A 16,032-nucleotide genomic window follows, 5' to 3' on the forward strand; every position below is an offset into this window, starting at 1 on the left:
TGACGAACCGTGAGCCGTCGGCTGAGGGGAGACGTACAACTCACCGCCGCGTGTCGGCGCCGCTGATCAGGCGAAATCGACCAGTTTGCCGAAAGTGAGGTTGATGTCCCACGGTGTGACGCCCCACGTCTCGATCGCTGATACCGCGAAGATTCCGGCAGCCTCGATGGTGTCCTGTGAGGCTGGTGCCGAAACGGAAACGCCGGTTTGTCCGCTCGGAACCTCCGGCCAGACGCCGGTTCCGGCGGGCGCGGGGGTGGCCTCCATGACCGCGTTGGCCAGTCCCGATTCGTCGACGGTAGTGAAGAGGCAGTTCGGCTCGTGGGGGGAATCCCACCCGCCGAGTTCCGCGAGCCAGAATTCGCCGCGTCCAGCAGCGGAGATCGCTATGGACGCGAGTACCGATTCGAGATCTTCCCAAGCGTCGCCGGTCGGGGAGGACGCGTCGGTGAGCTTGAACGGTGCGGCAAGTGCAGTGCTGTCAGGGGAAGCGAAGCGCGGCTGCACAGTGAGGGCCTGGGTCTGGGTATCCAGAAACGCAACCTCTCGGAACTTGTTGTCCGGCAGGGTCGTACGGGCTACGAGACCGCGTCCCAACTGTGCGCCGAGCGCCGCGGGATCGTCGACGCTCCACAAGCGGGTCTCGTCCTCGGACCACGTGCGAATCATTCCGCCGACGACGGGACTGATCAGCACGGGCTCGAGGTTCGTAGTGCCTGTTGACTCGCTCACCGCTGGCTCCCCACCGCACGTCGTACCGCCGGACGGGTTCCCGGCGGCCAGTTAAGTATGCCGCCTCGCTGCTGTGCGCCTTTATTAACCGCCGGGGGTTAATAAAGGCGCACAGCAAGTGGTCACATATGCGTGCCGCCGTCGATGCGGATTTCCGTTCCGGTGACAAACGAGCCGTCCTCGGAAGCGAGCATCGCGATCACGCCGGCGACCGCGGACGGGGGAGCGAAACCCTCACCGATTGCCGGGGCCAGCTTGCCGAGCAGCGTGAAGTCGATGTCGGCCGGGAAGCCGGGATCGGAGGTCATGCCCGAAGCGATGCTGCCGGGTGCGACGGCCACGGCGCGAAGGCCCTGCTTGCTGTACTCGAGTGCAAGTGCGTGCGTGAAGGATTGGATTCCACCCTTCGACGCCGCATATGCCGTCATGTACGGGTGGGCGAAGGTCGCCGATGTGGAACTGAAGTTGACCACGACGCCTGCTCCGCTTTCGAGCAGTGCCGGCAGGGACTCCCTCGTCATGAGGAAAGTTCCGGTGAGGTTGACCCCGATGACGGTGTTCCAGAAATCGAGTGTCATCTCGTGGGTGTGCGCGGAGCGCAGAATGCCCGCCGCATTGACCAGCACGTCGAGCCCGCCCAGAGCCTTGATCGCAGCGCCGACCTGTTCGCGAACAGACTCTTCGCTGGAGATGTCGACCTTCACCGTGGTCAGGCGATCGGAATGGCCTGCGTCCTTCGCTGCGTTCAGCGTCTGTTCGAGGCCGGTCTCGGAAATGTCGGCGGCGACGACGGTGCCACCTTCTGCCAGGATGCGGGCAACGGTGGCCTGGCCGATTCCGGATCCTGCGCCGCTGATGAGGACGCGCTTGTCGTCGAATCGATTCACGAGAAAACTCCGGTCTGTGGGATGGACAGCTGTCTGGTGACCGATTCTGCGCGATCCAGAGCTATTAATCTGCTGGGCATTCCACTGACTGGGCACCAGTGGTGCTTGTTCGCTCGCAATCCCGAGCGAACAAGCACCGACGTCTCCTAGAGGCCCGCTGCCTGCGCGAGGCTCGGCAGGTAGGTGCTCGGCTGACCGAAGAGCTGAGCGCTGCCGTGTGCACGCTTGAAGTACAGCTGAGCGTCGTGCTCCCAGGTGATCGCGATTCCGCCGTGCAACTGAACCGCTTCGGAGGTGATCTGCTGCAAGGCTTCCGAGCAGTAGACCTTCGCCACTGCCGCGTCGTCCGCCGACTGCGTCGCCACGGCGGCGTACGTCATCGACCGCGCCGTCTCGACCAACGTGTACATGTCGGCCATCCGATGCTTGAGGGCCTGGAAAGAACCGATCGCGCGACCGAACTGCTTGCGCGACTTGGTGTATTCCACGGTCTGTTCGACGATCGCTGTGGCCGCTCCCACCTGTTCAGCAGACAACGCGATCAGAACGACGGTTCGGATCCGATCGACCAGATCTTCGGACCACTCCAGTGGCCGACCACGAACACCGGAGAACGTGACCTCCGCCAGCGTTCGCGTCGGATCCATGGTGGGGACGCGTCGGCGGGAGACGCCTTCGGCCGCTGGATCCACTTCGTAGAACCCGTCAGCCGTCAGAACGAGCAGGGTGTCTGCGACGTGTCCGTCGAGGACGTACGACGCCGTGCCGGTCAACGCGTCTTCGGTTGCCTCGACGCCGAAGGTGCTCCAACCCGCGGCACCTGCCCAGCACAGAGCGAGCGTGCTCTCGCCGGACGCGACACCGGGCAGCAGTCGCGAGCATGCGTCGTTGTCACCGGAAAGCAGCAGTGCCTGTGCGGCAAGAATCGCCGAACCCAGCATCGGTGACGGGGTCAGCGTGCGGCCCAATTCCTCCTGGACCACGTGTACTTCGCCCAAACCTGCTCCGACGCCGTCGAACTCCTCCGGAATCGCCAGCGCGGCGACGCCGATCTGCTCGCACAGCTTGCTCCACAAAGCGGCGTCGTAGCCGATCTCTGTGGTGATGGCGGCGCGGACGGCAGCGGAGTCGGAATGCTTGCTCAGGAGATCGCGTACCGATGCGCGCAATGCTGCCTGGTCTTCGGTGTCGATGCTCATGATGCAACCAGCGCTTCGACGACGCGTGCGCGATGCTCGGACGGTGTGCCCCACGCGGTGAGCAGCGCCCGTACCTTGGTGAGCCACAAGGAGAGATCGTGTTCCATCGTGTAGCCGATGGCGCCGTGAACCTGGAGTCCGACGCGAGCGGCCTTGTACGCAGCATCCCCGCACGCGACCTTGGCCGCAGAGATGTCACGCGAGGCGTCGGCCGACTGATCGCGAACCGACAGGGCGGCGCCGTGCAGCAGGGGGCGAGCCATCTCGAGGGAGACGGCAACCTCGGCCAGGTGGTGCTTCATGGCCTGGAACTGTCCGATGACCTTGCCGAACTGCTTGCGCTGCTTCGCGTATTCGGTGGTGACCTCGAGCAGTGTCTGTCCCAGGCCCTGCAACTGCGCGGCAGTGGCAAGAGCGCCCATGTCGAAGGCGGCCGAGAAGTCGGCGGAGCCCAGTGATTCGCCGGCGGAAACCTCGTAGAGCTTGCGGGAGAGATCCACCGATGCCTTGGCTTCGCCAGGGACGCCGAGTGATACGGCACCGTCCTGCGCGAGCAGAACCAGATCCACAGCATCGGCGTCGAGCGCGAACGGTGTGCGCGGGGGAGCTGCGACGGTTGCCAGCGAACCCTCGGCGAGAGCAGAGAGACGTTCCGGTGCAACGGAGGCCAGGAGCGTCGGCGCCACGGCGATGGTCTCGACGACCGGTCCGGGTACTGCGTGCCGACCGAGCTGTTCGAGCGCAACGACCAGGTCGACGGCGTCGGCGCCGAGTCCGTCGTGCTCTTCGGAGATGACGAGACCGTTGACGCCGGTCTCGGCGAGGCGCTGCCAGAGCTTCTTGCCCGGCTCGGTGTCACCGTCGTTCCACGAACGGATGACGGCGGGCATGTCGGACTTGGTCAGCAGTGCATCGATGCTTGCAGCGAAGTCCTGGTGGGAGGAGTCGAGCGCGAATCTCATCGGTCCGCCTTCGGTAGGCCGAGCAGACGCTCAGCGATGACGTTTTTCTGAATCTCGTTGGTGCCTGCGTAGATCGGGCCGGACAGGGAGAACAGGTATCCGTCCATCCAGTTGTCGGCCAACTCGGCTTCAGGGCCCTGAAGTTCGAGAGCAGTCTCGTGGGTGGCGATATCCCACTCGGACCAGAAGACCTTGTTGATCGAGGACTCGGCGCCGAGCTGTCCACCGTCGGCCAGACGGGTGACGGTGCCGAATGTGTTGAGTTGGTAAGCGCGAGCGCCGATCCAGGCGTCGGCGACCTGGTTGCGCAGAGCGCTGTCGTCGGTGCGTCCGCTGGACTTGTACAGCTCGAGCAGGCGGTCGACGGTGGCGAGAAAGCGGCCGGGGCTGCGCAGCGAGAGACCACGCTCGTTGCTCGCGGTGCTCATCGCGACCCGCCAACCTTCGTTGACGTTTCCGATCACACCCGACTCACCTGGGTTGGCCGGGTCGTCCGGAACGAAGACGTCTTCGAGGAAGATCTCGGCGAAGCCGGGCTCACCGTCGAGCTGATCGATCGGGCGAACGGTGACACCCTTCGACCGGAGGTCGAACATGAAATACGTGATGCCCTTGTGGCGCTGCGCATCCGGATCGGAGCGGAACAAGCCGAAGCCCCAGTCGGCGTAGCTCGCGCGTGAGCTCCACGTCTTCTGACCGTTGAGCAGCCAGCCGCCGTCGACCTTCTTGGCGCTCGAACGCAGGCTTGCGAGGTCGGAACCGGACTCGGGCTCGGACCAGGCCTGGGCCCAGATGTCGTCGGCACGAGCCATGCGCGGCATGATGCGAGCCAACTGCTCGGCATTTGCATGCTCGAACAGTGTGGGAGCCAACAAGAAGATGCCGTTCTGGCTTACGCGGCCGGGCGCGCCCGAGCGGTAGTACTCCTCCTCGAAGATGACCCATTCGAGCAGGGACGCATCGCGTCCGCCGAGTTCCTTGGGCCAGGAGACGACGGCGTAGCCGGCATCGGCGAGTGTGTGCTCCCACTGACGGTGCTCTTCGAAGCCTTCGGCGGTATCCATCGACTTCAGGGGAGTCGCGGGCACATTCGCTTCCAGGAACGAGCGAACCTCGTCACGGAATGCGGTTGTGGCGTCGTCGAATACGAGATCCACTAGTTTGTTCCTTCCTGCGGTGCGCGAGCACTGGCAGCCATAGCTTTGGCGTCGAGACCACCAAGCGAGTCTTTGCCGACTTCGGCGTTGTGAGCGTGAGCGAAGTGATGCAGACCGAAGACGGAGTCGATGCCGTTGCGCATCCCCATCTGATCCTCGCACTGATTGACGGCCTTCTTGGTCAAAGCCAGTCCGAAGCGCGGCATCTCGGCGATACGTCCGGCGAGCTCGAACGTCTCCTTCTCGAGATGCTTGCGGGCGACGACGCGGTTCACCATGCCGATTTCGTATGCACGTTGCGCGGTGAACCGATCGCCGGTGAAGAGCATTTCCTTGGCGAATCGTGAACCGACCATCCACGGGTGCGCGAAGTATTCGACGCCGGGGATGCCCATGCGGACAACGGGATCGGAGAAGAAGGCGTCGTCGGCCGCGACGATCATGTCGCAGACCCAGGCGAGCATGAGCCCGCCGGCAATGCAGGCGCCTTGCACCATCGCGATGGTGGGCTTGGGGATCTCCCGCCAACGGCGGCACATGCCCAGGTAGACCTCCATCTCGCGGGCGAAACGCTGGTCACCGCCTGGCTTGTCGACGTGATCCCACCACATGGTGGCCTTGTTCTCGTACTCGACGTGATGGTCGCGTCCCGGAGTTCCCAGGTCGTGACCGGCACTGAAGTGAGGTCCGTTGCCTGCCAGGACGATCACCTTCACCTCGTCGTCTTCGACGGCGCGCTGGAATGCCGCGTCGAGGGCGTACGTGACCACCGAGTTCTGGGCGTTGCGGTAGTCGGGTCGATTCAAGGTCACGACGGCGACCGAGTCACGAACCTCGTAGGTCACGACGTCGGCTTCGAAGGGAACGGTCATGATTGTTCCTCGCGCAGAACCGTTTTGAGGACCTTGCCCGAAGGGTTACGGGGCAGGTGATCTACGAAGCGCACCTCGCGGGGCACCTTGAAGCCTGCGATCTTCTCCTTGAGGAAGGCGATTACCGACTCTTCGGTGAGGCCGGCACCGTCGAGTTGGGCGATGTAGACGCGGCCCACCTCTCCCATCCGGTGATCGGGGATGCCGATGGCAGCAGACTCGTGGACGCCGGGCAGGCGAGCCAACATGCCCTCGATCTCGGCGGGGTAGACGTTGAATCCGCCGCTGACGTACATGTCTTTCAGACGGTCGGTGATGTCGAGATATCCGCGCTCGTCGAGGGTTCCGACGTCTCCGGTGTGCAGCCAGCCGTCGACGTCGATTGCCTTGGCGGTGGATTCCGGGTCGTCGAGGTACCCGAGCATGACGTTCGGTCCGCGAAGCAGGATCTCGCCTTGGTCGCCGATCTTGACCTCGAAATCGGCTGTCGCGCGGCCGGAACTGGTGGAGACGGTGACCGGGTCGTCGTCGGTGCGGCACATGGTCGCAACCACTGCCTCGGTCAAACCGTATGCCGTGAGGACGGCGTCGAAAAGCTCTGCTTGCATGCGCTCGACGAGAGCAACCGGCACGGGTGCTGCGCCCGTGATCGCGATGCGGAGCGAGGACAGGTCGTATTCGCTGCGGCGGGGATGATCGAGGATGGTCTGGTAGATCGTCGGGGCGCCAGGCAGGATGCTGATCTTCTCGCTGCTGACCAATGCGAGGGTGTCGTCGATGTTGAAGACGGACACCGGCACGATCGTCGCACCGTTCAACAGGCAGACCAGGATTCCGGCCTTGTACCCGAAGGTGTGGAAGAACGGGCTGATGATGAGGAAGTTGTCGTCGGCGGTGACCTCGGCGCATTCACCCCACGACTTGGCGACAGCGATGGACTGACGATGCGCGGTGATCGCACCCTTGCTGCGCCCCGTGGTGCCGGAGGTGAAGAGGATGTCGCTGACGTCGTCTGGCTGCACCTTCGCAGCACGCGCGTCGGCTTCGGTGCGGGCGGCGTCGGTGGCGAGCGCGAGGAAGTCCTCGAACTCGATGACGCCGTCACGGTCGTCGTCCCCGTCGATCGGTACCTGGATGACGGTGGGGATCCTCAGGTCCGGATTGGCGTCGAGCAACTGCTGGTACCGGTCGGCCTTGAGGAACGTGCCGACGACCACCAGGGCAGCTGCGTCGACGCGCTCGATGATGTCGAGTGCTTCGGTGCCGGTGTAGCGCGTGTTGATCGGGATGATGGCTGCGCCGGCGTACTGAGCGCCGAGCAGGGCGATCACCCAGTGGTACGTGTTGGGCGCCCAGATGACGACGCGGTCGCCTGCCTTCACCCCACGGTTGATCAGTGCGCCGGCGAAATCGCGGACGCGCTGATGTAGCTGTGCGAAGGTCAGTCGGGTGTCGCCATCGGCGATAGCCGCGCGCTCACCGAACTCCTCGGCGGCCCGGATGAGGGCTGATGGGATGGTTCTCGGTTGTTCGGTCACTGGACTCCTACCTGACACGCTACCTAGCAAGTGCTTGGTAGGTTATCTTACATATGTGGACCAGAGCGAGAGCCCGGACGGGCAGATGACGGACGACGAGTTTGCGGCCACGGTCGCGCAGTGGTTGGCCGAGAACTTGACGGGCAAATTCGCCCAGCTCAAGGGTAAGGGCGGCCCCGGCAGTGAGCACGAGTTCTTCGAGCAACGACTCGAGTGGGACAAGCACCTCGCAGCGTCGGGGTGGACGTGCCTCGGGTGGCCGAAGGAGTTCGGCGGGCGGGGAGCAAGCATCTCCCAGCAGGTCATCTTCCATCAGGAGTACGCGAAGGCCGGTGCGCCCGCTCGCGTCAGCCACATCGGTGAAGAGCTGCTCGGCCCGACGCTGATCGCGTACGGCACCGACGAGCAGAAGCGCCGATTCCTTCCTGGCATCAACACGGTCAGTGAACTGTGGTCGCAGGGCTACTCCGAGCCCGGCGCCGGTTCCGACCTCGCGAACGTCTCCACGACCGCACGCCTCGAAGACGGCAAGTGGATCATCAACGGCCAGAAGGTGTGGACCTCACTGGCTCACGTCGCGCAGTGGTGCTTCGTGGTCTGCCGCACCGAGGTGGGCTCCAAGCGTCACCAGGGGTTGAGCTTCCTGCTTGTCCCGTTGGATCAGCCCGGTGTGACAGTTCGGCCCATTCAGCAGCTCACCGGCACATCGGAGTTCAACGAGGTCTTCTTCGACGACGCCGTTACCGATGCCGATCTGGTGGTCGGGGAACCCGGCGAGGGCTGGAAGATCGCGATGGGGCTGCTCACCTTCGAGCGCGGTGTATCCACGCTCGGACAGCAGATCGGATTTGCCCGCGAGCTCCAAGACGTCGTCGACCTGGCGAAAGCCAATGGCAGTGACCAGGATCCGCACATTCGTGAAAAGATCGCCCGCGCGTGGGTCGGACTGCGCGTGATGCGCGCCCACGCGATGCGTACTCTCGACGCGGTCGACGCCGGAACCGGTGGCGGAGAAGCGTCCGTCGCAAAACTGTTGTGGGCCAACTGGCATCGTGATCTGGGACAGCTGGCGATGGACGTGCAGGGTGCGTCGTCGTTGGTTGCACCGTGGGCGGATTCCGAAGGCAATGCCTCGGACATCACCGATCCCGAGCACCTCGAGCTCGACGAATGGCAACGCCTCTTCCTCTTCACCCGCGCCGACACGATTTACGGCGGCTCCAACGAAATTCAGCGCAACATCATTTCCGAGCGCGTGCTCGGTCTTCCCCGAGAGGCCCGTTAATGTCTGACACCAAAGCCGCGTCCCCGCTTTCCGTTGCGCCGGAGGAAACCCCGGGCCACGGACTGCTCGCGGGCAAGAAGGCGATCATCACCGCCGCAGCCGGAACCGGCATCGGTTTCTCCACTGCGCGCAGGGTGCTTCTCGAGGGCGGCGACGTTCTCGTCTCCGACTTCCACGAGCGTCGACTCGGCGAGACGGTGGAGAAGCTGAAGGCCGAATTCCCCGGTCAGCAGGTCGAATCGATCATCTGCGATGTATCGAGCACCGAGCAGGTCGACGCGTTGTTCGTCGGCGCCGCCGAGAAGTTGGGACGTATCGACATCGTCGTCAACAACGCGGGCCTTGGCGGTGAAACTCCCGTCGTCGACATGACGGACGATCAGTGGGATCGCGTTCTCGACATCACACTCAACAGCACCTTCCGTTCGACGCGCGCCGCCCTGCGGTACTTCAAGAGCGTTCCCCACGGCGGTGTTCTGGTGAACAACGCGTCCGTTCTCGGTTGGCGCGCGCAGCATTCCCAGGCGCACTACGCCGCAGCCAAGGCCGGCGTCATGGCGCTGACTCGGTGCAGCGCCATCGAAGCAGCGGAGTACGGAGTCCGTATCAACGCGGTCTCGCCTTCCATTGCGCGTCACGCGTTCCTGGCGAAGGTCACCAGTGAGGAACTGCTCGACCAGTTGGCTTCCGGTGAGGCCTACGGCCGCGCCGCGGAGGTCTGGGAGATCGCAACGGTCATCGCGATGCTCGCCAGCGATTACTCCACTTACATGACCGGCGAGATCGTCTCCGTTTCTTCGCAGAGGGCCTAGCGTCCCCGTGCGCGGTTAAGGAGTCCCTGGACTCGCTGACCGCGCACAGGGGAAGGCCCTGGATAGGATTGAATACATGACGCCACCTCGAAATTCCGACGAATCAAACGGCAAGTCCGGGCGCCGCGACGAGCTGCTCGAGATCGCGGCGGGGCTCTTCGCCGATCGCGGAGTGCGCGCGACGACCGTCCGCGACATCGCCGACGCCGCCGGGATCCTGTCCGGCAGCCTGTATCACCATTTCGATTCCAAGGAGTCGATGGTCGACGAGATCCTGCACCAGTTCCTCGACGAACTCTTCGGAAAATACCGCGAGATCGTCGCGGCGGGGTTGGACAGTCGCGCGACGCTCGAAGCACTGGTCGTGACGTCGTACGAGGCCATCGACGCCTCACATTCGGCTGTGGCGATCTACCAGGACGAGGTCAAGCACCTCGTCGGGAACGAGCGCTTCGCTTACCTGGCCGAGCGCAACACCGAATTCCGGGACCTGTGGGTCGGCGTCCTCGAAGCCGGCGTCGCGGACGGGACCTTCCGCTCCGACATCGACGTCGAATTGGTCTTCCGCTTCATGCGCGACACCGTGTGGGTCGCGGTTCGCTGGTACCGCCCGGGTGGATCCCTCTCGGCGCACGCCGTCGCGGCTCAATATCTCGCGATCGTGCTCGACGGGCTCTCCGATCCGGCCACAACTTCAGACGCTATTGCTGAATCAACTTCAAGAACTATTGCTGCACAACGAAACTAGGAGCTAACGCTATGTCCGAGGTTTACATCGTCGACGCCATTCGCACACCGATCGGCAAGAGGGGCGGCGCGCTGTCCGGCGTGCACCCCATCGATCTCGGTGCGCACGTCGTCAAGGCACTGGTCGAGCGCACCGGTATCGACCCCAGTGACGTCGACGACGTGATCTTCGGTTGCGTCGACGCCATCGGCGGCCAGGCCGGCAACATCGCCCGTATGTCCTGGCTCGCAGCGGGATTCCCGGAGCACGTTCCCGGGGTGACCGTCGACCGTCAGTGTGGTTCGAGCCAGCAGGCAGTGCACTTCGGCGCTCAGGCCATCCTGTCGGGCACCGCGGATCTGATCGTTGCCGGCGGCGTTCAGAACATGAGCCAGATTCCGATCTCGGCAGCGATGATCGTCGGTCAGCAGTACGGATTCGACACGCCGACTTCGGGTTCGGTCGGTTGGACCGAGCGCTACGGTGACCAAGAGGTCTCGCAGTTCAAGGGCGCCGAAATGATCGCCGAGAAGTGGGACATCAGCCGCGAAGAGCTCGAGAAGTGGGCCCTGCAGAGCCATGAGCGCGCCAAGGCTGCAATCGCCGCGGGTCGTTTCGACAACGAGATCGTCGCCATGGGCGACGCGACCGTCGACGAAGGACCCCGCGAGACCAGCCTCGAGAAGATGGCGACGCTCAAGGTTCTCGTCGAAGACGGACGCATGACCGCGGCAGTGGCCAGCCAGATCTCCGACGGTGCGAGTGCGCTGCTGCTGGCGTCGGCGGAAGCGGTGGAGAAGTACAACCTCAAGCCCCGCGCCCGGATTCATCACCTCAGCGCACGCGGCGACGACCCGATCTTCATGCTCAGTGCGCCGATCCCGGCCACGAAGCATGCTCTCGCGAAGGCCGGCCTGAGCATCGACGACATCGACATCGTCGAGATCAACGAAGCTTTCGCCCCGGTCGTCCTGGCCTGGATCAAGGAAATCGGCGCAGATCCGGCCAAGGTCAACGTCAACGGCGGCGCGATCGCACTCGGTCACCCGCTCGGCGCGACCGGCACCAAGCTGATGGCAACCCTGCTCAACGAACTCGAGCGCACCGGCGGACGTTACGGCCTGCTGACCATCTGTGAAGGTGGCGGCACCGCGAACGCGACGATTATCGAGCGGCTCTGACGCCTTGCTGTGCGCCTTTATTAACCGCCGGCGGTTAATAAAGGCGCACAGCAGTTAGTTGTTCGGCACATCCGCGACCTTGATGTCGAAGTTCGCACTTTCACCGTCAACGCTGGTCACGGTAGCTGTGACGTCGTACTCGGTGCCCTGCTCGGTCAGGATGCACGTGATCGATGCGCCGACTTCGGCGTCGAGGTTCTCCGGACACGTCACGTCGTCGGGTGGCTCGCCGATCTTCTCGGCTAGTTGAGTGGAGATCTGACTTGCGACTTCGGACTTGTCCACTTGCGGCGTCCCGACGCTTGCCGAGCAAGCTCCCGTGGCCAATGCCGCCGAGAGTAAGACGATTCCCACTGCAGGCCTCTTTGTCATGTGAACTCCCAGGGTGCGCCGGTGCTCGCTGCTGCCACCTCAGGGATTACCGCATTCGGGACTGTTTCAACCGAGTTGCGCGACGCAGTTTTGCGAGGTCAGCGTCGGCGGACCGTCAAGTTGAAGCCTTCGGGCATCAGGGTGAGCCGTTCGGCTACCTTCAACTCGTAGTCCGGATCGGCCTCGATCGTGTATTTCTGCAAGATGGTGCCCAACACGAGGACCGCTTCGTGAATAGCGAATTGTCTTCCGATGCAGGCGCGTTCACCTGTTCCGAACGGCTTGTACACGTGCGCCGGCCTGGCTTTGATGTTGGCGGGCAGGAAGCGATCCGGATCGAACGCCTCGGGATCGTTGCCCCACACCGGATCACGATGAAGTGAGGGGATGAGCACGAGCATCCAATCGCCCTTCTTCATCGGATACTTGCCGACGAGCGTCGTGTCTTCGAGCGCCGCGCGCCCGTAGGCGGGAGCGGTCGGCCACAGACGCAATGATTCGTCGAGGACGCGTCGTACGTATCGAAGTTTCGCGATCTTCTCGAAGGCGGGCTCCTCGCCCTCCCATACCTTGTCGACCTCGGCTTGCGCCTTGGCCAGCACGTCAGGGTTTCGTGACAGGTAGTACAGCGCGAACGACAATGCGCCGGAGGTCGTTTCGTGTCCGGCGACGAGGAAGGTCACGACCTGATGGCGGATGTTCAGTTCGTCGATACGGTTGGGATCGTTCTCGCGTGCCGCCCGCAGCATCAGTTCGAGAAGATCTTCGGGCCCCGGTTCGGTACTTGTCCGCCGGGCACGGATCACTTCGTCCACAACCTCGGCCATGTACGCCTTGCGGACCTCGTCACGTTGATCGGCGCGACGTGCGAGCACTCGCCCGAGGGCGGTCGACTTCAGGAACGTCGTGCGCTGCGAATGGGAGAGTGCGCCGACCATTGCCTTGACGAACGGATGCTGTTCTTCACGTTCGAAGGAGTCGAACGAGTAGCTGAATCCAGTGCGTCCGATGGTCTCCAGCGTCAGCTTGGTCATGTCTGCGGAGACGTCGATGGGGGAGTCACTTTCACGACTGTCCCAATGGTCGACCAACTCGCCGGCCACGTCGAGCATGGTGCGGTGGTACGAGCGCATCGCAGTCTGGCTGAACGCCGGTGCCAGGAGATTGTGCGCCTTGCCCCAGTTGGGTTCGTGGTTGTACGCCGTGAACAGGCCGTCGCCGCCGATTCCGCGGAGTGCTTTGACTCCAGGTGCAAGGTGCTTCGCGAACCGGGACTCGTCGGACAGTTCTGCCACCATGTCCGCGCCCGAGGCGAAGACGAAGCGATTTCCCAGGACATTTCTCTCGAAGATCGGGCCGAGTTCGCGGCCGATGCTCACGGAGTTCTGCAGCGGTGTCCGGATATTGATCCCGAGAACGTCCCCGAGGACCGGCAGGCGCCACGCCGGATGCGGGATCCGAGCATCGGACGTCGCCTCTGGAGTGGTGTCGACGCTCATTGTGTGTCCCCCGGGGTGAGATCGCTTACTGAATTGATGTCTAGTACGCAAAGTACGCCTTACTGAATCGGTGTCAAGTAGTAATCTGACTTGCCTATGGTCGCACCACGAAAACGCCTGGACCGAGAGCAGCGGCGCACGCAGTTGCTCGACATCGGCGCGCAACTTTTTGCCGATCGCTCGTACGAGGATGTGTGGATCGAAGAGGTCGCCGAGATTGCGGGCGTCTCGCGCGGGTTGATGTACCACTATTTTCCGACCAAGCGAGACTTCTTCGCCGCAATCGTCGAGCGCGAATCGCAGCACCTGCTCGAGGTGACCGCACCCGACGCGACGCTACCGGTGCGCGAACAGGTGGCAGCCGGGTTGGACGCCTACTTCGCGTACGTGAAGTCGCACAGCAGGGGAGTGCGCGCCATCAACGTCGGGACGCTCTCGGCCGAGGCCGGTATCCGGGCGATTGTCGAGCGCGAACTCGAACAGCAGCAGATTCGAATCCTCGATGCACTGGGATTCGAGGGCGAAAGAAGACAGCTCGCTGCCGTTGCAGTTCGGGGATGGATCGCGTTCGTCCGAGCTGTCTGCCTCGACTGGCTCGATCAACCTTCCATACCGCAGGAAGAGTTGAGAGTGATCTGTCTGCGGACCCTCTCCGGAGCGTTGGGCATCGACCTCGAAATGTGAAAAGCCGACCGCGCGGGAGCGGCCGGCATTTCCACGGACAAGTCTGATCAGTCGAGCGTCGAATAGAGATCGTCCCAGCCCTTGGCCACGTACATGTTGGTGTAGATGGACCCGTAGTACATACTTCCTTGCAGAACGGTGACGTTCCCGGCCTGCACAGCCGGAAGTCTTTGCCACAACTTGTTGTCCGAGAGTTGATCGAAGGTGGTGTCACTGCTGTCGGTGACAGAAACCATGAACGCGTCGCAGCCTTGCAGACGATCCATCTCTTCGATGCTCAGTCGTCCCTGATTGTCGAAACCGGTTGTGTTCAATGTTCTTCCGCCGATATCGGCGAGCGTCATGTCGGTGGGTTGACGATTCTTCTTTCCCGTTTCCTCCGACACGGGCAGGCTGTCGATGTAGATCGTGGCCTTGTCCGGACTGTAGGACAAGCTTGCGACGGTTTTGCCCGCGATCGCCGAAGCGTGTCGAGTGCGAATGTCGGTGATGAGAGCGTCGTAATCGGTGATCAGGCGATCCATGGTGGGTGTTCGGCCCAGCCAATCGGAGAGCCGGGTCAGGTTCTCCCGCCACGTCTGCTTCGATTCGGTCGTCAGGACAGGAGCGATGGCTTGGAGCTTTGCAGCGGGCCAGTACTCGTTGTCGGCGTTGACGCAGATGATGAGATCGGGTGCGAGTCCGAGGATCTGCTCCAGATTGGGCTTGTCGCTGAGGTATTCGGCCGAGCCGTCGACGGGAACCCACTTGGTGACGGGCGAGATGTTGTATCCGAACACCGGTAGTTCCAGGGCAATGGCGAGCTCGAGGTCGGTTCGGGCGTCGACGGCCAAGACCCGCTTCGGGTTGGTAGGTATGTCGTAGGTCCCCAACGGCGTGGTGACGGTGCGCATTTGAGCGTCATCATCGGTACCTGAACCGTCGCTGGAACTGCAGGACGCCAGAATAGTTGCGACTGCTGCCATCCCGGCTCCGATGCCGAATTGGCGACGGGTAAGTGCGTCGACTAGCTCTTGCCAGACGCGTTCGTCCGGCACGGTAGGTGTGTTGGTCAGCATTTTTTCGATACCCTTCGGTCTGAGTCCGTATCGATCGTAGGGTTGGCGATACCAGATCACCTATATCGAAAACCGCCTGATATTAGTCGATTTCGGCCATGGTCCGTGACTTTCGGGTGATGGCGGCGCCGAAGGCTGCAGCGAGCGGGAACATCAGAACGCCGTACACCGCGGCCGGCACTGCCAATTGCACGTTGTCGAGGAGACTGACGGCGATGGTGATCGCCAGCGTGCTGTTGTGGATGCCGATTTCCATGGAACTGGCGATGGCCTGACGATCCTCGATGCCGAATATCCGGGGAACGACGTAACCGATCGAGAGGCTCAGTAGGCAGAACAAGGCAGCGACGACGCCGATGTCGACGAGATAGTCCGCGATGTTCTCGCGCTCGGAAACAACCGTTCCGACGATCACCAGTGCCAGAACCACCGCGGATCCGATGCGGACGGGCTTGTCCATGCGCTCGGCAAAGGCGCTCGAGCGCAATCGAACCCACATTCCGAGGGCGACAGGAATCAGTACGACGGCAAAGACCTGAAGTACCTTCGTGAACTGCAGTCCGAGGGTGCCGTCCGCGTCCTCGGGTTCGAAGTAGCCCAACGCGAAGTTGGTGATGAGCGGAAGGGTGACCACCGCTATCACCGAATTGACCGCAGTGAGTGTCACATTGAGAGCGACATCGCCGCGGAACAGATGGCTGAACAGGTTTGCCGTGGTGCCGCCCGGTGATGCGGCGAGGAGCATCATGCCGACAGCGAGCAGTGGGTCGAGGTCGAACAACGTGACCAGACCGAAGGCCGCGGCCGGGAGCAACAACAACTGACAGATCAGGGCAATCGAGACGGCTTTCGGCGCTTTTGCCACGCGGGCAAAATCTCCGACCGTCAAGGAAAGCCCGAGGCCGAACATGATGATGGCGAGTGCGGCGGGTAGGCCGACGGAGGTGAGTGCAGAGTCCATGAGTTAGTGGCTACTTCCAGTCACTGGGGGAATTTCACTGAAACTACCGTGATGCCCGGATCTGCGTGGCAGTTTGGATACATTGATGTATCGAACCGTGACGGCG

The 16,032-nt window shown here is 63.0% G+C and carries 16 protein-coding genes; 5 read left to right on the forward strand and 11 right to left on the reverse strand.

The genetic code is table 11. The features are described 5' to 3' along the window. Window positions 1-66 precede the first annotated feature (66 nt). From QM609_RS09270 to QM609_RS09300, 7 genes are all read right to left on the reverse strand, one after another. On the reverse strand, window positions 67-732 hold the full coding sequence (locus QM609_RS09270) for a hypothetical protein (RefSeq protein WP_050655736.1): 666 nt from the start codon (window positions 730-732) through the stop codon (window positions 67-69). Between the two features lie 122 nt (window positions 733-854). Next, window positions 855-1,619 (reverse strand): SDR family NAD(P)-dependent oxidoreductase, encoded by a 765-nt coding sequence (locus QM609_RS09275; protein ID WP_003945543.1) that lies wholly within the window; start codon window positions 1,617-1,619, stop codon window positions 855-857. A gap of 146 nt (window positions 1,620-1,765) precedes the next feature. Then, on the reverse strand, window positions 1,766-2,818 hold the full coding sequence (locus QM609_RS09280) for an acyl-CoA dehydrogenase family protein (protein ID WP_050655737.1): 1,053 nt from the start codon (window positions 2,816-2,818) through the stop codon (window positions 1,766-1,768). Further along, the gene (locus QM609_RS09285; protein WP_007734178.1) at window positions 2,815-3,780 is read right to left on the reverse strand and encodes an acyl-CoA dehydrogenase family protein; all 966 of its coding nucleotides are present in this window, start codon (window positions 3,778-3,780) and stop codon (window positions 2,815-2,817) included. Before QM609_RS09285 ends, QM609_RS09280 begins: the two co-directional genes overlap by 4 nt. Further along, entirely contained in the window at window positions 3,777-4,937 is a 1,161-nt protein-coding gene (locus tag QM609_RS09290) for an acyl-CoA dehydrogenase family protein (RefSeq protein ID WP_007734181.1), read from the reverse strand. The genes QM609_RS09285 and QM609_RS09290 overlap by 4 nt, the downstream gene beginning before the upstream one ends. Beyond that, window positions 4,937-5,809, reverse strand: a complete 873-nt coding sequence (locus QM609_RS09295; protein ID WP_007734183.1) for an enoyl-CoA hydratase — start codon at window positions 5,807-5,809, stop codon at window positions 4,937-4,939. Before QM609_RS09295 ends, QM609_RS09290 begins: the two co-directional genes overlap by 1 nt. Beyond that, window positions 5,806-7,347 (reverse strand): FadD3 family acyl-CoA ligase, encoded by a 1,542-nt coding sequence (locus QM609_RS09300; protein ID WP_021332413.1) that lies wholly within the window; start codon window positions 7,345-7,347, stop codon window positions 5,806-5,808. The genes QM609_RS09295 and QM609_RS09300 overlap by 4 nt, the downstream gene beginning before the upstream one ends. 55 nt (window positions 7,348-7,402) lie before the next feature. Here QM609_RS09300 and QM609_RS09305 point away from each other — a divergent pair, with 55 nt between their 5' ends. The 4 genes from QM609_RS09305 to QM609_RS09320 all read left to right on the forward strand — a co-directional run bounded on the left by QM609_RS09305 (window position 7,403) and on the right by QM609_RS09320 (window position 11,352). Beyond that, entirely contained in the window at window positions 7,403-8,632 is a 1,230-nt protein-coding gene (locus tag QM609_RS09305; RefSeq protein WP_050655738.1) for an acyl-CoA dehydrogenase family protein, read from the forward strand. Continuing rightward, a complete protein-coding gene (locus QM609_RS09310) occupies window positions 8,632-9,444 on the forward strand; it encodes an SDR family oxidoreductase (protein WP_003945582.1) in 813 nt (270 codons plus the stop codon). Before QM609_RS09305 ends, QM609_RS09310 begins: the two co-directional genes overlap by 1 nt. 76 nt (window positions 9,445-9,520) lie before the next feature. Beyond that, window positions 9,521-10,192 carry a TetR/AcrR family transcriptional regulator gene (locus QM609_RS09315; protein ID WP_003945807.1) on the forward strand — a complete coding sequence of 224 codons (672 nt, stop codon included), beginning with the start codon at window positions 9,521-9,523 and terminating at the stop codon, window positions 10,190-10,192. Between the two features lie 11 nt (window positions 10,193-10,203). After that, window positions 10,204-11,352: an acetyl-CoA C-acetyltransferase gene (locus QM609_RS09320; RefSeq protein WP_007734192.1), complete on the forward strand. Its 1,149-nt coding sequence runs from the start codon at window positions 10,204-10,206 to the stop codon at window positions 11,350-11,352. Window positions 11,353-11,406: 54 nt separating this feature from the next. Here QM609_RS09320 and QM609_RS09325 read toward each other — a convergent pair whose 3' ends face one another. After that, window positions 11,407-11,724, reverse strand: a complete 318-nt coding sequence (locus QM609_RS09325; protein ID WP_020906277.1) for a DUF4333 domain-containing protein — start codon at window positions 11,722-11,724, stop codon at window positions 11,407-11,409. Window positions 11,725-11,822: 98 nt separating this feature from the next. Then, window positions 11,823-13,223, reverse strand: a complete 1,401-nt coding sequence (locus QM609_RS09330) for a cytochrome P450 (protein WP_050655739.1) — start codon at window positions 13,221-13,223, stop codon at window positions 11,823-11,825. Between the two features lie 96 nt (window positions 13,224-13,319). Between QM609_RS09330 and QM609_RS09335 the strand changes: the two genes are divergently transcribed. Continuing rightward, window positions 13,320-13,907 (forward strand): TetR/AcrR family transcriptional regulator, encoded by a 588-nt coding sequence (locus QM609_RS09335; protein ID WP_042449458.1) that lies wholly within the window; start codon window positions 13,320-13,322, stop codon window positions 13,905-13,907. 47 nt (window positions 13,908-13,954) lie between these two features. On the opposite strand, the gene QM609_RS09340 is transcribed toward QM609_RS09335, so the two are convergent. Both QM609_RS09340 and QM609_RS09345 read right to left on the reverse strand, forming a co-directional pair. Beyond that, a complete protein-coding gene (locus tag QM609_RS09340) occupies window positions 13,955-14,965 on the reverse strand; it encodes an ABC transporter substrate-binding protein (RefSeq protein WP_050655763.1) in 1,011 nt (336 codons plus the stop codon). A gap of 82 nt (window positions 14,966-15,047) precedes the next feature. After that, window positions 15,048-15,926: a bile acid:sodium symporter family protein gene (locus QM609_RS09345; RefSeq protein ID WP_003945620.1), complete on the reverse strand. Its 879-nt coding sequence runs from the start codon at window positions 15,924-15,926 to the stop codon at window positions 15,048-15,050. Window positions 15,927-16,032 lie beyond the last annotated feature (106 nt).

It is taken from the genome of Rhodococcus sp. IEGM 1302 (assembly GCF_030056935.1).
In the GTDB taxonomy this organism is placed as follows: domain Bacteria; phylum Actinomycetota; class Actinomycetes; order Mycobacteriales; family Mycobacteriaceae; genus Rhodococcus_F; species Rhodococcus_F qingshengii.